Origin of the sequence: Enterovibrio litoreus (assembly GCF_045679545.1) — a bacterium.
In the GTDB taxonomy this organism is placed as follows: Bacteria; Pseudomonadota; Gammaproteobacteria; order Enterobacterales; family Vibrionaceae; genus Enterovibrio.
In genome coordinates this window covers 639,674-659,544 of record NZ_CP166194.1, presented here as the reverse complement: position 1 = coordinate 659,544, position 19,871 = coordinate 639,674, and the positions used below count along the sequence as shown (strand labels likewise).

The window sequence follows — 19,871 nt, the reverse complement described above, 5'->3', positions numbered from 1 at the left end:
ATATTGTCGACTTAGTTGCCCTGCTCCCTGCTATGTTCAGCCGTCGCAGCACAAACCTTGTCTCTGAGTAAATTGACATGACTTTGTGAGAATTTCGCAACAAATTCGAGAGGGTTTAGCCACTTTTCCGCGCCATGCTTTGAAAGTCTCAACGCATTATTGAGCCTTTCATTGAACATGGAGCGAAACATGAAACCATTACTCTTAGCCATCGCAATGGGCGCAGCGTTTTCCGCGCAAGCCGCAAACATTGATGTGAGCATCACCAACGCAACAGACGGCATCTATTTCACCCCACTCATCGTTGCAGCACACAATGACGACGCCAATCTGTTTCAAACGGGCACACCTGCCTCTGAGGCTCTTGAAGCCATGGCAGAAGGTGGCGATATCAGTGGATTAGAAGACATTGCACTGAGCGTAGGCGCAGCCGTTAGCGCTAACCCTGCAGAAGGCATTCTCGCCCCAGGCGAAACGGCCTCTACGCGTCTTTATACTCAACACGGCGACGTGCTTTCTATTGCCGCTATGTTGCTCCCTTCAAACGATGCATTCATCGGTGTCGACAGCTGGAAAATACCAAAGAAAAAAGGCACCTATGTCATTAACGCCAATGTCTATGATGCCGGCACGGAAGCCAATGATGAACTGGCCGCCAATGTCCCTACCCCTCCTTTCTTAACTTTTGGCACGAACGGCACAGGCGTTGACACTGAAGTAGCAAATGGAAATGTTCATATTCACCCAGGAAATCTTGGCGACACTAACGCTACAGGCGGTATCAGTGATTTTGATAGCACCAAACATCGTTGGTTGAATCCGGTGGCCACTATCACCGTCACGGTTTATTAAGGGAGGGCGTACCATGTTTCGCTTATCTCTCGTTGGGATAACCGCGCTGCTATTGGCGGGCTGTCCTTTGCAAAAAGAGTACACCGTTACGGTGGAAAATCTGACTGATGCGCAACCTATGTCACCCGTGACGCTAGTAACCCATCGTAAAAACTTCGATCTATTTGAAGTTGGGCAACCGGTGAGTGTGGCATTAGAAAAACTCGCCGAAAGTGGCGATAACAGCGACGTTATGAAATACAAGAAGCAACGTTCCGTTGAAGATACCGTGTCAGGAAAAGCACCACTTGGTCCCGGCGCCTCGGAAACGTTTACCTTGCAACTGGGTAACCAAAAAACACGTTATCTCTCTGTGGCTTCCATGCTCGTCAATACCAATGATGCATTGGTGGCACAATCAGGGATTGATTTTGGCAAGCTGAAACCCGGCCAAAGCATGACTATCACCTTACCCGTGTGGGATGCAGGCACTGAGGCTAACAGCGAATCTCAAGGTTCAGTTCCAGGCCCTGCCGCAGGTGGCGAAGGGTTCAATGCCGCTCGTGATGATGCGAACCGCATTCGTATTCACCCTGGCGTGCTTTCGCAAGATGAAGGGCTTTCCTCTTCCGCGCTGAGCTATCGTCATCGCTTCCTTAACCCCGGCGCGAAAATCACCATTAAACGTGTTTGGTAACTCACTTAGCGGCGTTATTCTCAACATGTACTTTGCGCCTAGCATTCCCTCTGTTAGGCGCTCTTTTTCGTTAGCGATTATTTTCACGGGGGATTTTTTATAAGATCAATTTTTATAAGATCAATTGTTTGATAAGAGCGTTGCGCTGATCGTCATGCAGAACCGTATTGTGTGATAAGCTGATAACCGTTCATTCATCGCAGGAGCGCACGTGCTGACATACATTGAGTCGCAAGAATTAACCTTCCGACTGTTCGTATTTTTCTCAATTTTTGCGGCAATGGGGCTCGCCGAATGGCTTTTTCCTAAGCGTCTTCTTACCGTGAGCAAAGCAAAACGCTGGCTCAATAACATTTCTCTGATGCTCCTAAATACCGTCATCCTTCGTGCCATTTTCCCGTTGGCGGCAGCAGGCTTTGCTGCGTGGTGTGCCAACCAAAACATTGGCCTGTTTAACCAGGTTAGTGCCCCGCTATGGCTATCCGTATTAGTCTGCATCATTTCACTGGATGGCATTATCTGGTTCCAACACCGCCTGTTTCATAAAGTCCCACTGCTGTGGCGCTTGCACGCGGTTCACCATGCTGACAAAGATCTGGATGTCACTTCGGGTGCACGCTTCCACCCTCTCGAGATTTTACTGTCGATGGTGATCAAGATTACTGCCATTGCTTTGCTTGGCGCACCAGTTGTGGCTGTGATTTTGTTTGAGGTCATTCTTAGTGGCATGGCGCTGTTTAATCACAGTAATGTGGCGATTCCACCTGCCATTGATCGCTGGGTGCGCATGTTGGTTGTCACACCAGATATGCACCGTGTTCATCACTCCATTCATCGCTACGAGAGTGATTCAAATTTCGGGTTCAATCTGGCGATTTGGGACAGACTCTTTCACACCTATCGCGCCCAGCCCGACGAAGGCCACTACGGCATGACCATTGGCATAAAAGCGCATCGTGAGGATCAACATGTTGTCTGGCTGACGGGCTTACTGGCACTGCCTTTTAGGTTGTTTAGCCCATCGAGACCAGACAAGTCAGTTTCGAACAAAAATTCAAAAAAAACGCCTTAGTCGAGGAAATTAGCACCATGACAAAAGTGATCGTCACTTCGCTCAACCCTGCCAAGATTGCGGCGGTAGAAACTGCATTTCGCGCCGTTTTTCCCGATAACGACATGACGTTTGAAGGCATTTCTGTGTCCAGTGATGTGGCCGACCAGCCCATGACCAGTGAAGAGACGCTAGCGGGTGCGAGAAACCGCGTACATAACGCCAAAAAAGTGATAGATGGCAACTTTTACGTGGGTGTAGAAGCGGGGCTAGACAGCCCGTACACGTTTGCGTGGATGGTGATTGAATCGTCAAATCGAATGGGTGAATCGCGTTCGGCTTCTGTGCCGCTTCCACCGCAAGCACTCGCCGCCTTAGCGCAAGGCAAAGAGCTGGGTGATGTGATGGATGAAATGTTCAATGAACAGAACGTAAAACAAAAAGGCGGGGCAATTGGTATGTTAACGGGGCACTTGCTCACCCGCAGTTCTGTGTATCATCAAGCACTGATCTTGGCGCTGATCCCGTTTATGCATCCAGATCTTTACCCGACCACGGATCAACACACGGCTTAATGCTTCTGGTTCGCCGTTAAAAGGGCCGCGAATTGAACAGCGGCTCATGTGAATAAAAGTCAGCAACGAAACGTTTACTCAAAAAAATAGGACCTCTCGGTCCTATTTTTCTAATATTTTCCCCAACCACGCCTTCTGGCTGTCATCAAGTTGCTTCAGCTCATTCGAGCCTCGGGTGATCGTCGCGATGCCCACACCTAGCATTTGGCTTAGCTGACGTTGGCTAATTTCACCTTTTAGCAGCTCATTGACGATATTCACACGCGCAATCAGCGCCGTGCGTTCATCTTGTGTCAGTAGCATTTTAAGCAGCTCAGCTTCGTGCCCTGAATCTATTGCTCTGTGAATCAAATCCAGCACATCTTGCCAGTCAGAATACTCAGGCGTCTCTTGCATACTAGCCTCACAGGAAGAGAAAACTCTGGCGTAGTTTACGCACAGCCAGAGATTGGCTCAATCATGGTGTTACCTAAAAGCGCTAATACCGTCGGCTCAATTCACTTTCATTCAATAAGTACAAGGGCTTACCCAGCAACTTGCGGTAGTAGATATCGTACATCAACACGTTTTGCACATAGCCACGGGTTTCGTTAAACGGAATGGCTTCAATAAACGCAATGGCATCTAAGTTGCCATCTGATTTATCTAACCAACGCGACACGCGATGCGGCCCTGCGTTGTATCCCGCGAAGGCCAAAATTCGATTCTCGTCAAAGCGGTCGAGCAACATTCGTAGATACCCACTGCCGAGACGGATATTGATTCCAGGATCGTTCAGTGTACTTTTACCAAGGTAACGAAAACCCAGCTTTTGTGAGGTTTCTTTGGCTGTGGCTGGCATGAGCTGCATCAGACCTCGTGCACCAACCGGCGATACCGCGTTGGTGTAAAAGGCGCTTTCCTGACGCGACAATGCCAGCAATGTGGTCAACGGAAGATCGCGCTCTTTACTGAAAAACTCAAACCACCAGCGATGAGCGACAGGGAAGCGATATTCAAGGTGCCCCCACAATTTACCAGCAATGGTTGCCTGCACAGAAAGGTGATACCACTTACTTTCAGACGCAAACGCCGCCAACATGGCTTTTTGTTCGAGATCTGCGCGTTGAAGAATATTCTGCCATTCGCGCTTAGCGGCTATCACTTTGTCGAGCACCAAAAGTTCACCGACACGATCTAGCGCATGGCGAAACGGCTTGATGGACTCAATATTAAGCGAAGTGGTCTGGTAAGGAATATCGATCGGTTTGTCGAGATGCATGGCCGCGGCAACGCTGTAAAAGTTACGCTCGCCAATCATGTCAGCAAAGAGCTTATCGGCTTTCGCTTTATTGCCTTTCTCCAATTCGATGCGAGCATGCCAGTATCGCCATTTCAGTTTTTGTGCATCTTTTTCCGGAAGCACGTTTAACCAGCGCTCAACGTTTTTCCAATCAGCCTCCACCAAACTGACGCGAACACGGCGTTCCAACAAAGATGGGTTTGTAGACTGCTTTAGCGATTTATCACGCCACTTGGCGAGCTTGGCATCATCGGTAGACATCAGACGACTAGCGAGAAAATCAGCGATTTCCTGTCGCTCGTATTTTTTATAGTGCTGCCCTTGCACTACGCGGGTAAATTGAGCAACGGCTTCTTCGGCATCAGTTCGCGCCAGACGCTCAAAGGCTAGGCGCGTTAAATGCTGATTAAATGGTGTAACTTTACTCTTTTTAGCAAAATCCCCAACACCTTGCGGCTTGTTGTAAAGCGCAATGATTTGCTTACCACTTGCCGAGGCGCTATCTGTCAGTTGCTTTTCCAAATACGTCAGCAAGGTTTTGTTTCGATTATCAAATGCCAAAAGCATCCGCTCTAACACGAGGGCATTATCCAACTTGCCTTTATCCTGCAAGTTATCAAAAAGCTTGTCACACGCACTATCAACAGATGAACCGGATAAGTACAGCGACTTTGCTCCGGAAAGCGCCAGTGCTTTGTCTCCCGCTTGGCTGTGGGCATAATAGTACTGACATTGATAGCTCTCGCCGCGCGGCACCGTGGTTTGGAAAGCAATCAACTCGGCCCATTTCCCTCTCGATGCCAACACATTCAAATAGCGAGCACGTACAGTGTTGGTAAACGGTAACTCGTCATAACGTCCCACGAATGCTTCAACGTCTTTTACATCAGCTGAGCTTAATTCACGCATGAATTCGCGATAATCAAGATAGGGATACAGCGGATAGCTGTTAAGGCCGGATTTGAGTGTCGAAAATGTCTCCACGTCATTACGTTCAATGGCCGAAATAGCTTTTTCATAGCGTGTACGCTGCTCTTCTAGCGTCAAAGCTTGCGCAGGAAGTGACCCACTGAGTATCGCAATCAGCCCGAAACGTACTGAACGCAGAGCGTCTTTCACGGAACCCTTATAGGCTTTTGTAATTATTGATTTTTCTATCGATAGCATATTAAATGCTTCTCCAAGGCGCACCTGATTTTATAGCTTATACCCTATCTGTCTAGCCGGGCGGATTTTACGGCGTACAACGCGTCACGGGTTGTAAAAAGGATATATACCAAACTCATTTGAGATATGCCGCAAAATAACTGTTGCTGAATGCGTCGCAACGTCAAAACGGGATGTTGATCCGTGCTTATCTGCATTGGGGAGACTCACGTTCATCCATATACATACCGTCTACTTTCTACGACTACTTTCTACGACTACTTCCTACGACTACTGAAAACATCGTCTTATAGTTTGTAATCAAATTCAGCGTTTGGTTCCCTACTCTGTTGCTTTGCAGCATGGCTGTTACAATATTTCGGTATAGCAGTTAGAATATCCCTTTTATGTGACAAGAGAACGCGAGCAGAAATGGCTGAGTACGTTTATACCATGTCGCGCGTTGGCAAAATCGTGCCACCGAAGCGTCAGATTCTGAAAGACATCTCTCTGTGCTTTTTCCCAGGCGCCAAAATCGGCGTATTGGGTCTAAACGGCGCAGGTAAATCCACCCTTCTTCGCATCATGGCAGGTATCGATACCGATATCGAAGGTGAAGCACGTGCCCAACCGGGTATCAAAGTCGGTTACCTACCACAGGAACCGAAACTGGACGAAGATAAAACCGTACGTGAAACCGTGGAAGAAGCGGTCGCAGATGTTGCTGGCGCACTGTCTCGTCTTGATGCGGTTTATGCGGCATATGCCGAACCGGATGCAGACTTCGATGCCCTGGCAAAAGAGCAAGGCGAACTTGAAGCTCTGATCCAAGCAAAAGACGGTCACAATCTTGATAACGCCCTTGAGCGCGCTGCTGACGCACTGCGTTTGCCAGAGTGGGATGCGAAAATTAAGCACCTGTCTGGTGGTGAGCGTCGTCGTGTCGCTATCTGTCGTCTATTGCTAGAAAAACCTGACATGTTGCTTCTTGACGAACCAACCAACCACTTGGATGCAGAATCTGTGGGCTGGCTGGAACGTTTCTTGGTGGATTACAACGGTACCGTTGTGGCTATCACGCACGACCGTTACTTCTTGGACAACGCAGCAGGCTGGATTCTAGAACTTGACCGTGGTGAAGGTATTCCATGGGAAGGTAACTACACCTCTTGGCTCGAGCAAAAAGATGCGCGTCTCCAACAAGAGTCGTCGCAAGAAAGTGCCCGTCAAAAGACCATTGAGAAAGAGCTTGAGTGGGTTCGTCAGAATCCTAAAGGCCGTCAGGCGAAATCTAAAGCACGTATGGCGCGCTTTGAAGAGCTGAACAACACTGAACACCAACGTCGTAACGAAACCAACGAGCTGTTCATTCCGCCGGGTCTGCGTTTGGGTGACAAGGTCATCGAAATTAACAACCTGACCAAATCGTTTGGTGACCGCGTATTGATTGACGATTTGTCGTTCAGCGTGCCAAAAGGTGCCATCGTCGGCATCATCGGTGCGAACGGTGCTGGTAAATCGACCTTGTTCAAAATGTTGAGCGGCACAGAGCAGCCAGACAGCGGCACCATTGAACTGGGTGAAACCGTTCAATTGGCCTCTGTTGAGCAGTTCCGTGACAGCATGACTGACACGAACACGGTTTACCAAGAGATCTCTGAAGGCGCGGAAATCATTCGTATCCACAACTTTGAACTTCCTGCTCGTGCTTACTGCTCGCGCTTTAACTTCAAAGGCAGCGATCAGCAAAAACGCATCGGCGATTTGTCAGGTGGTGAGCGTAACCGTGTTCACTTGGCGAAACTGTTGAAATCAGGCGGCAACGTATTGCTGCTGGATGAACCAACCAATGACTTGGACGTAGAAACTCTGCGTGCATTGGAAGAAGCGCTGCTGGAATTCCCTGGCTGTGCCATGGTTATTTCGCACGACCGTTGGTTCCTTGACCGTATCGCAACGCATATTCTTGATTACCGCGATGAAGGTAAAGTTAACTTCTTCGAAGGAAACTACAACGAATACAGCGATTGGCTTAAGCAGACCTTGGGCGCACAAGCAGCCCAACCTCATCGCATGAAGTACAAGCGCGTTACCAAGTAATTCGCGCTCCTCATTCAACTGCAATGAGACAAAGGGTCACTTCGGTGGCCCTTTTTGCGTTTATGACCAGCGCTTTTGTCTATCTTGTTAATAAGACGCGCAGCGCATCACGGAGAAGAAACGCAAGAGTAGAGATATCGCGTCGTCTCTCCTACACTAGGTGTAAAGTGAATTGAGGATTAATAAATGCCAGAACGTCGTATGTTTTCGCGCGTCGTCTATCTCACGCCTGCCAATATTAAGCAGGGTGATCAAAACTGGACATCTAACGTCCTTGATCTGTCTCTGAAAGGTGCACTGCTTTCCACACCTTCTGATTGGGGCGTTGGCAACGAAACGGATTATATCGTGAGCTTCAAATTGCATGACTCCGACATTGAACTCTGCATGGAGCTTCAATTAATTCAAGACGGCGGAGACTATCTTCGCTTCCAGATTGATCACATTGATATCGACAGCGCGAGTCACCTAAAACGCTTGGTAGAACTGAACGTCGGTAACGATGATTTGCTTCACCGTGAATTAGCACAACTGACAGATCTAAAAGATACCGTATAATCCCTCGGTTTTGTCCCGCTAGAGGCCACCGCTCTCAGCAATACCGTTAAAAGAAAGGGGCACTCAGGGAGCTATCATCGCGCTGGGGTTGGTCAAGCGCCTCGTTTTTTCATCAGTGCCTTGCGTTACCCAATGCTTGGCTCAACTAAACACTAAGCGCCATTACGTGCATAGATACATGAAGTAGTAGTAACCATGCCACACAACATTCGAATTGCCGTTTCACATGCGAATGGATCTCGCCACTTTGTGCTTTCTCCTTCGCTGAAAAAAGTGCTGCTCACACTGCTGCTCACACTCGTGGTCGGTATTGTCGCCAGCATTGCCACGATCTATTACCTCAATCACCGCTCTACAGCTGCTGAAATGACCGTTAAGAACATGACAGAGAAGAGCTCTGCGCTAGTGGGTCAACTCGAATCGCTTAAACAAAAGCGTCAGCAACTTGAGCAGCAGATCAGCAATAAAGAAGAAGAATACGCACAGACCATCGAAGAGAAAGACAGCGAGCTGAGCTATCTCACTCAGCGTGTTTCCAGCGTTGAAGAAGTGCTAGGACTCGAAAAAGAAGACGGCAGCGAAGTACCTCTAACCGAGCGATTAGATGTCGCTGTCATCAACTCTGCCGTACGCGCCACCATGCTGAGGCTGATCCCAAGTGGTCAGCCAATTGAAAGTTACCGCCGCTCGTCCGGGTATGGCTCACGCACCCATCCGGTGACAGGAAACAAAAAGTTTCACCTTGGTTTGGATTTAACCGCTGACATAGGTACACCGGTTTATGCGCCCGCAGACGGTGTGGTGGAATACAAGCGCCCGAGTCGCAAGACTGGCTATGGCAACTTGCTCAAGATTGATCATGCATTTGGCTTTATGACGCTTTACGCCCATCTCGATAAGTTCAATGTCAACACTGGCGAGTTTGTGAAAAAAGGCGACTTGATTGGCTGGTCTGGCAATACGGGATTATCAACAGGCCCGCACCTTCATTACGAAGTGAGGTTTCTAGGCCGTGCGCTGAATCCGAAACGCTTTATCGCTTGGACGCCTGACAATTTTGAATCGCTTTTCAAAGAGGAAGACAAAGTGAAGTGGGCAAGCTTGGTGAAGATCGTCGAAAGCATGGCCGCGACGCAGGTTCAATTAGCGTCTGATGCGGCGGGGCAATCGAGCCTAGTGACGGCTGCCAATCATTCTGCCGTGGCAGACACTGTCGAGATTGAGAGCACCAAGTAGCGCAATCGCTCCCCTGTCAAACCAAACGAAAAAAGGCACGCAATGTGCCTTTTTCTGTTTTCTGTTTTCTGCTTCTGCTTCTGCTTCTGCTTCTGCTTCTGCTTCTGCTTCTGCTGATTAGCAGAATTAATCAAACTCATCCAACACAGCAAGCGCTTCTGATAGCTTGTTCACGCCGTAGACTTTCATCCCCGCCGTGTCTTTTTTCGGTGCGTTGGCAGAAGGCACAACTGCGCGGGTAAATCCATGCTTCGCGGCTTCCATTAAGCGCTCTTGACCACTTGGCACAGGGCGTATTTCACCGGCTAACCCCACTTCGCCAAAGACCACCAGATCCCGAGGCAAAGGGCGATCACGAAAACTGGAAATCAACGCCAGCAGCAACGCAAGATCCACACTGGTTTCTGTGGCCTTTACGCCACCGACCACGTTCACAAACACATCTTGATCGGACATTTGCAAGCCGCCATGTTTGTGCAGCACTGCGAGCAATAGCGCTAGGCGGTTTTGTTCAAGACCGACGGCGATACGACGAGGGTTCGATAATTGGCTGTAATCCACCAATGCCTGAATCTCTACCAACAAAGGTCGCGTGCCTTCCCACAGCACAGTAACTGCGCTGCCTGATGTCACCTCTTCGCCGCGGCTCAAGAAAATGGCGGAAGGATTACTGACTTCACGAAGCCCCTGCCCTGTCATAGCAAACACGCCAAGTTCGTTCACGGCACCAAATCGGTTTTTATGGCTACGAAGAGTACGAAAACGGCTATCGCTCGAACCATCAAGCATCACTGAACAGTCAATACAGTGTTCGAGCACTTTCGGCCCCGCCAATGAACCGTCTTTGGTGACGTGACCGACCATAAATATCGCCACATTGTGCTGCTTGGCGTAGCGGGTTAGGGCAGCGGCAGACTCGCGAACCTGTGCCACGCTGCCGGGTGCAGACACCACATCCGCACAGTGCATTACCTGAATCGAGTCGATGACCATGATTTTTGGCTGCTCTTGGCGTGCAATCTGACAAATGGTTTCGACGTTGGTTTCCGACAGCATTTTCAGCTTATCTTTCGGTAAACCCAAACGTTCAGCACGCATAGCAACCTGTTGTAATGATTCTTCGCCTGTCACATACAAGGTTGGCATTTGGCTGGCTAACCAACACATAGTTTGAAGCAATAAGGTACTTTTACCCGCACCAGGGCTACCACCAATCAAAATGGCGGCTCCGGGCACAACACCGCCGCCAAGCACACGATCGAGTTCTTTAAAGCCACTGCTAAAGCGCGGGACTTCTTGCAGGTCAATCGAGGCTAACGTCTGCACTTGTGCGTCGGCTTTGCCAGCATAACCGGCATATTTTTCAGTGCGGGCGACCTGAGGCGACGCCGCTAAACGGACTTCTGTAATCGTGTTCCATGCACCACACGCAGAGCATTGCCCCTGCCAACGCGGATAGTCTGCGCCGCAATCATTACAAACATAGGCGCGTTTTGCTTTCGACATGATTTCTCCTGAAATAGCACATGCAGATAGAGAAGTGCGAGACAAGGCAAGTTTATGCATATCTTCGCGACACTTACACGAAAAAAGGTAAACTATGCCTCTTTCCTGCCGTTAAATAACACACGATTCTATCAGACTTTACCATGATGAAGGACCACGATAAGACACTGTATGATCAGCTACTTCCGCTCTATGAGATGGAAGGATTTGATGAACTGCTGTTTAAGCTAACACCTACAGAAAGCAACTCTGAACGCTTGATCATTAAAATGGAAGTGCGCAAGCTCATGTCTGCGTGCAGCCGCCCCGTTGACTTGCGTGGCAAAGTGGTGGGCGAATGCCGTCGCTATTTCCTCCACGACGTGAACCATTGGCTGGATGATGTCGCGATCAACCTGTATCACCGTCGCCTCGATGTCTATCAAGGAAAGATGACCCAAGGGTTATGGGACGAACTGCACAACACCTCGAACAGCTATCGTGTGTTGCAGCGTCAGGGAGGAGCACGTGCGTCTGAGTCTTTGGATACCGTCGAAGCCGTGCCATTGCGTTTTGGTCATGACTTATCACGCAGTGAAAATCGCATTCAACTTTCCAGTCGCATTCAAGCATTCCTGCCTGACGGAACGGAAGTTAACGGCTCAACAATCGACCTTTCTAATTCAGGCATGCAGGTAAAGCTACCTGCATCATTTCGCTATGACGAAGGCTCAACACTGATCATTTACTTCCCGCAACTGGGCGACGAATGCCAGTTGCCAGAGCTGTTTAGCGGGCTAAAATATCGCGTGGTCGGGGTTGAACTTAATCTCAACAAAGACAGTTTTCAGCGACTACGCCTACGCCTCATGACCAGCTCTGATGCGATCCAAATGGCGATTGAGGCCAAGAGTTCAACTGGGAACATTGCTTCACGCAACGAGAATGAAGACAAATTCTTATCGACGCGATCAAGAAGTTATGAACAAATATTCCTCGAGCAAACCCCGTCGTTACCGCTTTTTTTCTGCGGAAATACATTGCGTTATAGCTTATTGACTGAGCAGAATCGTTCGCTTTGGGATTATTGGCATGATGAACGCAATCTGCCCGTGATTGATAAACTCTTTTCCGCCAATCGATTACAGCATTTGGCCTTAGAAGGACTCACTAACAGCGAAACGCTGGTGTATTGCTTTAGCCATCAGCACAGCAATAAAACCTTCTTTTTCTCAGCTTGCCCTAACGAGCTAACACCTGAACTTCGACGCTTATTCTGGCACGTGGGCAGTGCTCGTCCGTCATGGCGAGTATTACGTATCACCATGACAAAAATCAGTGAAGAAGATACCCAGCGTTTACAGGATATTTCTCCAGCCTATATCCAACAAATTGATGAACTGACACACATCGCGACCATTCAGGATTTAACGCTTGAAACCGTGAATAGCGATTTTCGAATCCCGATCAAGCCGAAACACCCCACTCGATCTCTGAATCAATATGTTCACCCGCGCGATCCTATTTCAGCGATTGATTCCGTGCCTTCGGTGCTTGCTCCGCAGCGCAAAGAGCCACGCTACCAGCATAAAACGGGCACCATTTTAATTCATCACTCCAGCGGTGAACTCCATGGTGAAACCATTGATTTTTCACCTCATGGGTTAAACATTCTATTGACCGGCCCTTTTGCTGGCAGCAAATCGCAGGAAGTGGCTGTCACCTTTACTGATTTAAAGCGCGTGGATCCAAGCGCGCCGCTGGGAAATGTGCCGTATAAAGTGATTCAAATTAGCGAAGACAGAACCAACGTCAAACTTGCTTTGCTCAAGGACAGGCACAGTAAGCATCGCAGCCACTACTTGCAGCGGTTAATTGAACACAACCAGCATAAACTCCTGCTCGACAGCGAAAAATTGCCTGATGCCCCGCTGCTCGGTGCCATGCATCAAATGCTGCTGACGCGCTTGTCTGTCACGCCCTACTTCCTTGTTCGCCGTGGTGAAACGCTTCAAGTGTCTGGGGTGGGTACGAACTATCCGGGTAGCGAGCTTAGTCGTATTCTGCACAAAAGTGCAGCGTCAGGTATGATCTCACTCGCGCCTGTATTGGGTGAGCACCTGTCTAAGTATGCCAGTGGCGTCGCGCGTCAACGAAACCGACTTGAGCAGATAAAACATGAGTTTTATGTTGCCGCAACCATTGCCGATGGTGCCGTGGTCGGTGTCACTTCGCGTTCGTTAGACAGTTTTGAAACACCGGAGGAAAGGAAGTTTTTCATCTCTCAAGCGAGAAAGCGTGGGAAGTTTTTTGCGGTGCGAAATTGGATGCAGCCTATCGATAATGGCAGCCAATGGCTAAGCACTGAAACGTCAGAGCAATTGATGAAGCTATCTACCAAAAGAGCCGCGCAACTTGAGAGTGAATTTGCTGATTTGTGTGTCTACGGGGAAATGAGCGACATCACTGACGAAGTGATGATGCGATTGGAAATAGGGTGATAAACCCCACGCCAAGAACGAGAAGCTAGAAGCTAGAAGCTAGAAGCTAGAAAGCCAGAAGCTAACACTCAATGTTAGACTTCTGGCTTCGCGGTTCTGGTTCGCAACCTAGGTGGTAAAACAGCGCTACCAGCTAAGGCGCTGCGGCAGCAAAGACGCTGACAGCACACACATCACGCCGCCCAGATCAGCATGACGAATCGCCACTTGGGCCGCTTGCTGCACTTTAGGTTTAGCATGATAGGCGATACCCAATCCTGCTGCGGCCATCATGGTCAGATCATTCGCCCCATCACCCACAGCTAAGGTGCTCGATGGCGGCAATTCATAACTTTCCGCCAGATCGCGTAAAATATCCGCTTTTCGCTGCGCATCGACAACCGTGCCAGCAACTTCGCCTGTCAGCTTGCCGTTTTCAATCACCAATTGGTTTGATTCCGCATAGGCCAATGACAAATCACTTTTAAGTTTGTCAGAGAACCAAGTGAACCCACCAGAAGCTATCGCCACTTTCCAGCCTCGAGCCTGAAGAGATGCCGTTAGACGACGCATGCCTGGCATATAGGGAATATTGTCACGCACTTGCTCAAGCACGGATACGTCCGTGCCTTTCAGTGTCGCGACACGTTGACGCAAGCTTTGCTCAAAATCTAACTCGCCACGCATGGCACGCTCAGTGACTTCAGAAACTTGCTCACCGACGCCCGCCAGTTTGGCTATTTCGTCAATGCATTCAATTTGAATAGCAGTCGAGTCCATATCAAACAGGGCCAAACCGGGTTCGTAAAGGTTGGGGATATTTTCCAATGCTGAGCAATCAAGAAACAGCGCATCACACAATGCGACAATTTCAGGTGTCAACTCACCACGCATTAGCAACACGTCATAAGGACCTACCGTCCAGCCTGCAATTGGAAGTACGCGTTCGCCCGTGAGAAACGAGAAATCATCAAGATAAGACGGGCTGATGTGTAAACCAAACAGTAGCCATCCTGCTTGGCGGCAGTCAGATGGACGAAAGCCACGTATAGACGGAAATCGGTTTAACAGTTTGGTGTGCTTTTTTATCGGATAAGCTGAAAATGCATCCATTGCATAAATTCCTTTTCGAAAACTCACACTACTATATCAAAGAGTGCGTATGATCACAGTAGCGCGATCGACGAGTGACATCAAAATACTGAGTCAGTGAGAATTTGGATAAGCCAAGGGCTGACTTGCATTTTTTGAGCACGGGCAGCAAACTGATGGCGCGCTGATTTTGATGCGAAGTATTTTATGGCTTCGCCTATTGCTTGGAAGGCATATGCTACAAATAAATAAAAAACGCCTAAAAAAACTGTGGCAGTTCATCATCCTTGTGGCATGTTTCGCTACGGTAATGATGCTTTTTATGTACAGTAATCAGTTAAATAACCGTAACTATAAGATGCTATATGATCAGACTGAATCCCTGTCTCGTGTGATCTTGCGCCAAGCTGCTGCGACCGCTCATGATGCTATCGCCAACGATGACATGGAAGGGCTTCAACGTATGGTTGCCAACCTGCAACGTGAGAATTTGATTTTGGATTCCTCGGTGTACGATATCAAGGGTAACCTTGTGGTTAATTCGGTGGGTGCAATGCCGCTTGAACAACTCACCGGCCTAAATACACCACTGTCTGTTGCCAGCATTGGTCGATTACAACTGGTTGAGCCTATTGCAGAAAATGGTAATGTGGTGGGCTTTCTTCGCATCACCCTAGAACACGGCGATGTGATAAAAGCGGCGTCTAATCGTCTGGAGCAAAGCATTAATTTGGTTCGCGCCATGATTCTGGTCGCGATCGTAACAGGGGCATTGCTTATCTTTACTTTTGCCAACCGAAAAGATCTGTGGCGATCGACGTTTTTGCTGAAGAACAATGATTAGAGAGCGAAAGCGATATTAGGTAGCAGGTAGCAGGTACTAAAGAGCAAGCTTGCCACAACGTAGAACACAAAAAGGATGGCCTGAGCCATCCTTTTTCATTTCTGTTACTCAGCAGAATTTACGCTTCGTCAGCATCGCCCAGCAGTACAGATTCTAGTGCGATTTCAATCATCTCGTTGAACGTGGTTTGACGCTCATCAGATGTGGTTTGCTCACCCGTTTTGATGTGGTCAGACACGGTACAGATAGTCAGTGCTTTCGCGCCAAACTCTGCCGCTACGCCGTAAATACCCGCCGCTTCCATTTCCACACCCAAAATGCCGTACTTCGCCATGGTGTCGAAGAATTCTGGCTCTGGTGAGTAGAAAAGATCCGCAGAGAAAATGTTACCTACACGAACATTAATGCCTTTTGCTTTCGCGGCATCGACTGCGTTACGGGTCATTTCAAAGTCAGCAATCGCTGCGAAATCGTGACCGTTAAAGCGAGTACGGTTGATTTTTGCATCTGTTGATGCGCCAACACCGATGATCACTTCACGCAGTTTCACGTCTTCACGTACTGCGCCACAGCTGCCCACGCGAATGATTTTCTTCACGCCGAAATCTTTGATCAACTCCGTCGCGTAGATTGAGCAAGATGGGATACCCATACCGTGGCCCATGACAGAGATCTTACGCCCTTTGTAAGTACCGGTGTAACCAAACATGTTGCGAACATCGCAAACTTGCTTAACGTCTTGCAGGAACGTTTCTGCAATGTACTTAGCGCGAAGCGGGTCGCCCGGCATCAGAACAACATCTGAAAAATCACCCATTTCGGCATTGATATGTGGAGTTGCCATTTGTATTTTCCTTTTGATCAAATTTGGGATTCAACCTGTCGAATGCCTATCGCAGCGTGGGAATACCGCGTCGCTGCGATGGCTGTTCAACGGGGTATTACAAGAATGATTTACCGTATTCCATGTCGGAGGTACCGAAGTACTCCGCCAACGTCTGGCCAATATCTGCAAAGGTTTCGCGACGCCCCAATGAGCCCGCTGGCACTTTTTTGCCATAAACCAAAACAGGAATATATTCACGAGTGTGATCAGAGCCTGGCCACGTTGGATCGCAACCGTGGTCAGCCGTCAGGATCAACACGTCGTCTTCATCCAGCATGTCGATGATCTCTGGAAGACGACCATCAAAATATTCAAGCGCCGCTGCATATCCTGCCACGTTACGACGGTGGCCGTAATGTGAGTCAAAATCCACGAAGTTGGTGAAGACAATGCTGTTGTTTCCGGCTTTGTTGATCACATCTTTGGTGGCATCAAACAAAGCTTCTAAACCTGTCGCTTTCACTTTCTGCGTTATGCCAACGTGGGCATAGATATCCGCAATTTTGCCAATAGAAATCACTTCGCCTGATTTCTCTTCAACCAGTTTCTGAAGAACAGTTGCAGCCGGTGGCTCTACCGACAAATCACGGCGGTTGCCGGTACGTGCAAATTTGCCTTTGCCTTCACCGACAAACGGACGCGCGATTACGCGGCCAATGTTGTAATCTTCTAACTCTTCGCGCGCAATCTGACAAAGCTCAAGCAGGCGATCTAAACCGAACGTCTCTTCATGTGCGGCAATTTGGAACACGGAGTCAGCAGACGTATAGAAGATAGGTAAGCCTGTCTTCATGTGTTCTTCGCCTAATCGGTCAAGAATTTCCGTGCCTGATGCGTGGCAGTTACCCAAGTAATCAGAAATGCCAGCACGTGCAAGGATGCGATCGGTCAGTTCTTTCGGGAAGCTGTTTTCTTTGTCGCTAAAATAGCCCCAATCAAACAGTACAGGCACACCTGCAATCTCCCAGTGACCCGATGGCGTATCTTTGCCTGAAGACAATTCTTGAGCATGACCATAAGCACCGATGATTTCGGCGTTTTGATCAAGCCCTTCTGGGAAGTAACCAGACGCTTCTTCACAGGCTTTGCCCAAGCCCAGTTTGTTTAGGTTCGGCAGATTAAGTAGGCCGTGGCGATCTTCATTATTTGCATTCCCTGCCGCACACGCTTTCGCGATAGAACCCAGGGTATTCGCACCCACATCACCAAATTTATGAGCGTCTTCTGAAGCACCGATCCCAAAAGAATCGAGAACCAAAATTATCGCGCGTTTCATGATCGCCTCCTTTAGACGTCTTCTGGGCCAATCTGACGGTACACTTCTGGTGTCGCTTGTGGCGCCTCATCAGAGACGACCATGGCAGCCTGAAGTGCGCGTGCAGCTTGTTGCCATTGTTCTTCATCATTGGCATGCACAACCGCCAGTGGCAAGGTGCTATCAGCGCGCATTCCAAGTCGGATGACGTCACTGAAGCCCACTGAGTAGTCAATAGTATCGCTCGCAACACGGCGACCGCCACCTAAACCGACAACGGCCATACCAATTGCTCGCGTATCCATCGCAGAAACAAAGCCAGAGGTATTAGCAAACACAGGTTTAATCACGTTTGCTGTTGCAAGGTACTTGCTGTAGTTCTCAACAAAATCTAACGGGCCACCGAGACCTGCCACCATTTTGCCGAAGCATTCTGCCGCTTTGCCGTTGTCTAACACGGTTTGCAGCTTGTTCATCGCGTCGTTTTTGTCTTTCGCAAGACCACTGATCATCAGCATTTCTGCACACAATGCCATGGTCACGGTATACAAACGCGGATTGCGATATTCACCCGTTAAAAACTGTACGGCTTCTTTCACTTCCAACGCATTACCTGCGCTGGATGCCAGCACTTGGTTCATGTCTGTCAGTAATGAACTGGTGCGAGTGCCTGCGCCATTGGCCACAGCAACAATCGATTTCGCGAGTTCTTCAGATTTTTCGTAGGTCGGCATAAAAGCGCCCGACCCGACTTTGACGTCCATCACCAGTGATTCTAGCCCTGCCGCCAGTTTCTTCGACAGAATCGACGCAGTGATCAACGAAATGTTGTCAACCGTCGCGGTGACATCTCGGGTGGCATAAACACGCTTGTCCGCCGGCGCTAAATCGCCAGTTTGGCCAATAATCGCGACGCCCGCCGTTTTGGTTACCTGACCAAACACATCATTGGTTGGGGTAATGTTGTAGCCTGGAATTGCTTCTAGCTTATCCAGTGTGCCACCTGTATGACCTAGGCCTCGGCCTGAAATCATCGGTACATAGCCACCACATGCTGCCACCATTGGGCCAAGCATTAATGAGGTGACATCACCCACACCGCCGGTACTGTGTTTATCGACGATAGGGCCATCAAAATTCATGTGTGACCAATCGATCACCATGCCAGAATCACGCATGGCGCATGTCAGCGCAACGCGCTCGTTCATGGTCATATCATTGAAGTAAATCGCCATGGCAAACGCGGCGATCTGACCTTCTGATACCGTGTCTTTGGCAATGCCTTGAACGAAGAAATTAATCTCGTCATTAGTTAGCGCAATGTTGTCGCGCTTTTTTCTAATAATTTCTTGGGGAAGGTACATAGTAGACCTCGCAATCTTGGTGATCTGCAACATCAGGGGAGCGAGAACACTCCCCTACTGAATGGCTTAGTAGCCGCCTTCCGCTGCTTTTTCGCCTTCACCCAAGGTATTAAGTAGGTTCGCCAGCAAGCTCGATGCACCGAAACGGTAATGATTCGCGTCAGCCCAATCACCACCAAGAATGCGATCAGCCATCGCTAAGTATTCTGCTGCATCTTCTGCTGTGCGCACGCCGCCAGCGGGTTTGAAGCCAACTTTCTCAGCAACACCCATGTCTTTAATCACCGTTAGCATGATCTCAGCAGATTCAGGCGTCGCGTTAACTGGCACTTTACCAGTTGAAGTTTTGATGAAATCTGCACCCGCTTCGATAGAGATTTCAGACGCACGCTTGATCAATGCCGCTTCTTTCAGTTCACCGGTTTCGATGATCACTTTCAGCGTGATATCACCACAGGCTTCTTTCACTTGTTTAACGAGCTCAAAACCCGTTTTCTCGTCACCCGCAATCAGTGTGCGGTATGGGAAAACCACGTCGACTTCATCTGTACCATATGCAATAGCTGCTTTGGTTTCAGCAACAGCAATCTCGATATCATCGTTACCGTGTGGAAAGTTGGTTACTGTCGCAATTTTAATTTCAGGCGTGCCTTGCTCGCGAAGTTGTTTTTTCGCCACAGGGATGAAGCGTGGGTAGATACAGATAGCAGCAGTGTTGCCAACTGGGGTCTTTGCACTCTTACACAGCGCGATCACTTTTGCATCAGTGTCGTCATCGTTCAAGGTGGTCAAATCCATCAATTTAAGGGCACGTAGGGCTGCTGCTTTAAGATCGCTCATGACTTTCTCCAGTCTATATATTCAAAACCAAGTAACAAAATGCACGGCCACATCGGCACGTTACAATTTGATGAGCGGCCTTGGCTCCTTGAAGTTTGGCAATCGGTTCGCCAATCAACATTCCTTGTTGCCGCACACCCTTCATCGTC

General features: G+C 48.9%; 17 protein-coding genes. 9 read left to right on the top strand and 8 right to left on the bottom strand.

Annotated features, from left to right (window positions below):
- Positions 1–189: 189 nt before the first annotated feature.
- From AB8599_RS02800 to yjjX, 4 genes are all read left to right on the top strand, one after another.
- Positions 190–852, top strand: coding sequence for a spondin domain-containing protein (locus tag AB8599_RS02800; protein ID WP_407332294.1), 663 nt, complete (start codon positions 190–192; stop codon positions 850–852).
- Between the two features lie 13 nt (positions 853–865).
- On the top strand, positions 866–1,528 hold the full coding sequence (locus AB8599_RS02795; protein ID WP_407332293.1) for a spondin domain-containing protein: 663 nt from the start codon (positions 866–868) through the stop codon (positions 1,526–1,528).
- A gap of 211 nt (positions 1,529–1,739) precedes the next feature.
- Entirely contained in the window at positions 1,740–2,600 is an 861-nt protein-coding gene (locus tag AB8599_RS02790) for a sterol desaturase family protein (protein ID WP_407332292.1), read from the top strand.
- A gap of 17 nt (positions 2,601–2,617) precedes the next feature.
- Positions 2,618–3,154, top strand: a complete 537-nt coding sequence (yjjX, locus tag AB8599_RS02785; RefSeq protein ID WP_407332291.1) for an inosine/xanthosine triphosphatase — start codon at positions 2,618–2,620, stop codon at positions 3,152–3,154.
- 102 nt (positions 3,155–3,256) lie between these two features.
- Here yjjX and trpR read toward each other — a convergent pair whose 3' ends face one another.
- Positions 3,257–3,550, bottom strand: a complete 294-nt coding sequence (trpR, locus tag AB8599_RS02780) for a trp operon repressor (protein ID WP_407332290.1) — start codon at positions 3,548–3,550, stop codon at positions 3,257–3,259.
- Positions 3,551–3,632: 82 nt separating this feature from the next.
- Positions 3,633–5,603 carry a murein transglycosylase gene (sltY, locus tag AB8599_RS02775; protein ID WP_407332289.1) on the bottom strand — a complete coding sequence of 657 codons (1,971 nt, stop codon included), beginning with the start codon at positions 5,601–5,603 and terminating at the stop codon, positions 3,633–3,635.
- A 411-nt stretch (positions 5,604–6,014) separates the two neighbouring features.
- Here sltY and ettA point away from each other — a divergent pair, with 411 nt between their 5' ends.
- The 3 genes from ettA (at position 6,015) to AB8599_RS02760 (ending at position 9,476) form a co-directional block, all read left to right on the top strand.
- On the top strand, positions 6,015–7,682 hold the full coding sequence (gene ettA, locus AB8599_RS02770; RefSeq protein WP_407332288.1) for an energy-dependent translational throttle protein EttA: 1,668 nt from the start codon (positions 6,015–6,017) through the stop codon (positions 7,680–7,682).
- A 186-nt stretch (positions 7,683–7,868) separates the two neighbouring features.
- On the top strand, positions 7,869–8,240 hold the full coding sequence (locus tag AB8599_RS02765) for a PilZ domain-containing protein (protein ID WP_407332287.1): 372 nt from the start codon (positions 7,869–7,871) through the stop codon (positions 8,238–8,240).
- Between the two features lie 195 nt (positions 8,241–8,435).
- Positions 8,436–9,476: a peptidoglycan DD-metalloendopeptidase family protein gene (locus AB8599_RS02760; protein ID WP_407332286.1), complete on the top strand. Its 1,041-nt coding sequence runs from the start codon at positions 8,436–8,438 to the stop codon at positions 9,474–9,476.
- Between the two features lie 126 nt (positions 9,477–9,602).
- Here the strand turns inward: AB8599_RS02760 and radA are convergent, their stop codons facing one another.
- Positions 9,603–10,982 carry a DNA repair protein RadA gene (gene radA / locus AB8599_RS02755; protein WP_407332285.1) on the bottom strand — a complete coding sequence of 460 codons (1,380 nt, stop codon included), beginning with the start codon at positions 10,980–10,982 and terminating at the stop codon, positions 9,603–9,605.
- A gap of 143 nt (positions 10,983–11,125) precedes the next feature.
- Here radA and AB8599_RS02750 point away from each other — a divergent pair, with 143 nt between their 5' ends.
- Positions 11,126–13,462 (top strand): PilZ domain-containing protein, encoded by a 2,337-nt coding sequence (locus AB8599_RS02750; RefSeq protein WP_407332284.1) that lies wholly within the window; start codon positions 11,126–11,128, stop codon positions 13,460–13,462.
- Between the two features lie 126 nt (positions 13,463–13,588).
- Here the strand turns inward: AB8599_RS02750 and serB are convergent, their stop codons facing one another.
- Positions 13,589–14,554: a phosphoserine phosphatase gene (serB, locus tag AB8599_RS02745; protein ID WP_407332283.1), complete on the bottom strand. Its 966-nt coding sequence runs from the start codon at positions 14,552–14,554 to the stop codon at positions 13,589–13,591.
- A 214-nt stretch (positions 14,555–14,768) separates the two neighbouring features.
- Here serB and AB8599_RS02740 point away from each other — a divergent pair, with 214 nt between their 5' ends.
- Positions 14,769–15,377, top strand: a complete 609-nt coding sequence (locus AB8599_RS02740; RefSeq protein ID WP_407332282.1) for a YtjB family periplasmic protein — start codon at positions 14,769–14,771, stop codon at positions 15,375–15,377.
- Positions 15,378–15,495: 118 nt separating this feature from the next.
- Here AB8599_RS02740 and deoD read toward each other — a convergent pair whose 3' ends face one another.
- The 4 genes from deoD to deoC form a co-directional block, all read right to left on the bottom strand.
- Entirely contained in the window at positions 15,496–16,221 is a 726-nt protein-coding gene (deoD, locus tag AB8599_RS02735; protein ID WP_407332281.1) for a purine-nucleoside phosphorylase, read from the bottom strand.
- A 97-nt stretch (positions 16,222–16,318) separates the two neighbouring features.
- A complete protein-coding gene (locus AB8599_RS02730) occupies positions 16,319–17,539 on the bottom strand; it encodes a phosphopentomutase (RefSeq protein ID WP_407332280.1) in 1,221 nt (406 codons plus the stop codon).
- Between the two features lie 11 nt (positions 17,540–17,550).
- Positions 17,551–18,882 carry a thymidine phosphorylase gene (deoA, locus tag AB8599_RS02725; RefSeq protein WP_407332279.1) on the bottom strand — a complete coding sequence of 444 codons (1,332 nt, stop codon included), beginning with the start codon at positions 18,880–18,882 and terminating at the stop codon, positions 17,551–17,553.
- Positions 18,883–18,948: 66 nt separating this feature from the next.
- Positions 18,949–19,722 carry a deoxyribose-phosphate aldolase gene (deoC, locus tag AB8599_RS02720; RefSeq protein WP_407332278.1) on the bottom strand — a complete coding sequence of 258 codons (774 nt, stop codon included), beginning with the start codon at positions 19,720–19,722 and terminating at the stop codon, positions 18,949–18,951.
- Positions 19,723–19,871: the final 149 nt, after the last annotated feature.

Bases quoted from the DNA above. Each gene is read 5' to 3' on its own strand.
- AB8599_RS02800 (WP_407332294.1), top strand. From the start codon at position 190: ATGAAACCATTACTCTTAGCCATCGCAATGGGCGCAGCGTTTTCCGCG.
- AB8599_RS02795 (WP_407332293.1), top strand. From the start codon at position 866: ATGTTTCGCTTATCTCTCGTTGGGATAACCGCGCTGCTATTGGCGGGC.
- yjjX (WP_407332291.1), top strand. From the start codon at position 2,618: ATGACAAAAGTGATCGTCACTTCGCTCAACCCTGCCAAGATTGCGGCG.
- trpR (WP_407332290.1), bottom strand. From the start codon at position 3,550: ATGCAAGAGACGCCTGAGTATTCTGACTGGCAAGATGTGCTGGATTTG.
- sltY (WP_407332289.1), bottom strand. From the start codon at position 5,603: ATGCTATCGATAGAAAAATCAATAATTACAAAAGCCTATAAGGGTTCC.
- ettA (WP_407332288.1), top strand. From the start codon at position 6,015: ATGGCTGAGTACGTTTATACCATGTCGCGCGTTGGCAAAATCGTGCCA.
- AB8599_RS02765 (WP_407332287.1), top strand. From the start codon at position 7,869: ATGCCAGAACGTCGTATGTTTTCGCGCGTCGTCTATCTCACGCCTGCC.
- AB8599_RS02760 (WP_407332286.1), top strand. From the start codon at position 8,436: ATGCCACACAACATTCGAATTGCCGTTTCACATGCGAATGGATCTCGC.
- radA (WP_407332285.1), bottom strand. From the start codon at position 10,982: ATGTCGAAAGCAAAACGCGCCTATGTTTGTAATGATTGCGGCGCAGAC.
- AB8599_RS02750 (WP_407332284.1), top strand. From the start codon at position 11,126: ATGATGAAGGACCACGATAAGACACTGTATGATCAGCTACTTCCGCTC.
- serB (WP_407332283.1), bottom strand. From the start codon at position 14,554: ATGGATGCATTTTCAGCTTATCCGATAAAAAAGCACACCAAACTGTTA.
- AB8599_RS02740 (WP_407332282.1), top strand. From the start codon at position 14,769: ATGCTACAAATAAATAAAAAACGCCTAAAAAAACTGTGGCAGTTCATC.
- deoD (WP_407332281.1), bottom strand. From the start codon at position 16,221: ATGGCAACTCCACATATCAATGCCGAAATGGGTGATTTTTCAGATGTT.
- AB8599_RS02730 (WP_407332280.1), bottom strand. From the start codon at position 17,539: ATGAAACGCGCGATAATTTTGGTTCTCGATTCTTTTGGGATCGGTGCT.
- deoA (WP_407332279.1), bottom strand. From the start codon at position 18,882: ATGTACCTTCCCCAAGAAATTATTAGAAAAAAGCGCGACAACATTGCG.
- deoC (WP_407332278.1), bottom strand. From the start codon at position 19,722: ATGAGCGATCTTAAAGCAGCAGCCCTACGTGCCCTTAAATTGATGGAT.